Origin of the sequence: Streptomyces sp. NPDC097640, assembly GCF_040302705.1 — a bacterium.
In the GTDB taxonomy this organism is placed as follows: domain Bacteria; phylum Actinomycetota; class Actinomycetes; order Streptomycetales; family Streptomycetaceae; genus Streptomyces.
In genome coordinates this window covers 1-2,387 of record NZ_JBEOSB010000080.1, presented here as the reverse complement: position 1 = coordinate 2,387, position 2,387 = coordinate 1, and the positions used below count along the sequence as shown (strand labels likewise).

The window sequence follows — 2,387 nt, the reverse complement described above, 5'->3', positions numbered from 1 at the left end:
CGCTCGACGGGGACGGCGGGGTCGAGCGGCACATAGGCGCCGCCCGCCTTCAGCACCGCCAGCACCCCGACCACGATCTGCTCGCTGCGCGGCAGGCAGACCGCGACCAGCACGTCGGGGCCGACGCCCAGGCCGCGCAGATGACGCGCCAGGCGGTTGGCCCGCGCGTTCACCTCGCCGTACGAGAGGGACAGGTCCTGGAAGGTCAGCGCCACCGCGTCCGGCGCCCCGGCCGCCACGTCCTGGAACCACTCGTGCAGACACCGTTCCCGCGTGGCCAGGCCGGCGGGCCGCTCGTTCCACTCCACCAGCATCCGCCGGCGCTCGGCCTCGGGCAGCACGGCGACGCCGAGGGCCTCGGTGCCGGCGCCGTCGTCCGCCGCGAGTGCGGCGACGACGCCCTCCAGCGCGGTTTCGACGTAGCCGACCAGTGCCTCGCAGGCCACCGTGTCGTCCACGCGGACGTGCAGGGCGAGTTCACTGCCGAAGTCGTCGAGCGACACCACCAGGGGGTAGTTGATCGCGTCGGCCTCCGCGATCCAGTGGATCCCCCGGTCGTCGAGGGGTGACGCCGCGGCGTCGCCCTGTCCCGGTTCGAAGTGCCGGACGTTGATGACCGCGCTGAACAGCGGGGTGTCGGAGTCCAGGCCGCTGGAGCGCTGCGCCAGGCTCAGCGGGGTCTGTTCGCGGGCGATCAGCTCGGTCAGCCCGGTGTCGACCTCCTCGATCAGCTCCCGGACGGTCCTGCCCGCGAGCCGCACCCGCAGGGGGAGGGTGTTGATGAAGTTTCCGAGCATCCGCTCGACTCCGGGCACGCCCTGAAGGCGCCCCGACATCACGGTGCCGAACACGACGTCGTCGCGTCCGCTCGCCGCGGCCAGCACACAGGCCCAGGCGGCGTGGAAGAGACAGGCCGGGCTGGTGCCCAGCCGCCGGGCCTGCGCCCGCAGGTCGCGGGTGAGGCCGGGCGGCAGGGCGCGGCGCAGCTGCGGGTACCGGTGGCCGTCGCCGCGCACATCCGTGAGCCCGAACGGTGTCGTCGGCTCGGTGACGTCGCCGAGGGCGGCCCGGAAGTGGGCTTCCGCGTCGCTCGTCGCCGTCTGGTGCAGGGTGTGGGCGACGAAGTCGCGGTACGGCGCCGGGGGCGCCAGCCCCTCCGCGCCGCCCGCCATGTGCGCCGCCAGCTCGCCGAGGAACAGTCGCAGCGTGGTGGCGTCCTCGATGAGGTGGTGGGCGCTCAGCAGGAGGTACCGCCGGGCGGAGCCGGGGTCCTCGGCGATGAGCAGCCGCAGCAGCGGGGCCCGGTCGACCCGCATGCGCCGGGGCCGGTCCAGCAGGGCGCGCGCCTGCCGCTCGGCGTCCTGGTCCGGTTCGAGCACCGTCCGCTCCACCGCGAGACGGGCGGTCCGGTGCACGACCTGCGCGGGCTCGGGCAGACCGGCGGTGAGCACGGCGGTGCGCAGGACGTCGTGGCGGTCGATCAGGGCTTGCAGTGCCCGGGTGAAGGCCGTGCACGTCGGCTCGTCGTCGGCGGAGAGGAGGACGGAGACGAGGTACGGGTCGTTGTCCGGGTCCAGCAGGTGGTGGAAGAGGATGCCTTCCTGTGCGGAGGCCAGGGGGTAGACGTCCTGGACGTTGGGCGCGCCGCCGGGGACGGTGGCCACGACCGCGTCGATCTGGTCCTGGGTCAGCCGGACCAGGGGAAGCATCTGCGGGGTGATCCGCTCGCAGCCTTCGGGGATCAGGTTGGGCGGCAGGTCGTACCCCGGGCCGGCCTCGCTCCGGTCGATCTCCTCGGCCAGCCGGGCCAGCGTGGGGCTGCTGAAGACGCTGCGGACCGGCACGTCGAACCCGAGCTCTTTGAGGCGGGCCACCAGGACGGTGATGAGCAGCGAGTGGCCGCCCAGCGCGAAGAAGTTGTCGTCCGCGCTGACACGTGTCTCGTCGAAGCCCAGCAGCCCGGCCCAGACGGCCGCCAGGGCCCGCTCGGTGGCGGTGCGGGGCGCCACGTACTCCCGCTGGGCGTAGGCGTCGATGCCGGGGGCCGGGAGCGCCTTGCGGTCGAGCTTGCCGTTGGCGGTCAGGGGCAGGGTTTCCAGGGTGACGAAGGCGCTGGGGACCATGTACTCGGGAAGGGTGAGCCGGGCGTGGCGGGTCAGCTCGGTGCGGTGGTCAGGCTCCGCGTGTCCGTCCTCCAGGACGACGTAGGCCACCAGTTGTTTGCTGCCCGGCTGGTCCTCGCGGGCCACGACGGCGCAGGAGCGCACCGCGGGTTGTTCGCCGATCCTGGCCTCGATCTCGCCGAGTTCGATGCGGAAGCCGCGGATCTTGACCTGGTCGTCATTGCGGCCCACGTACTCCAGCGAGCCGTCGGCCAACTGCCGCAC

The 2,387-nt window shown here is 73.3% G+C and carries 1 protein-coding gene; it reads right to left on the bottom strand.

Annotated elements, in window-relative coordinates:
- Positions 1–2,387 (bottom strand): condensation domain-containing protein (locus tag ABTY62_RS47385; protein ID WP_352135611.1); only part of this gene is annotated, 2,387 nt, incomplete at both ends.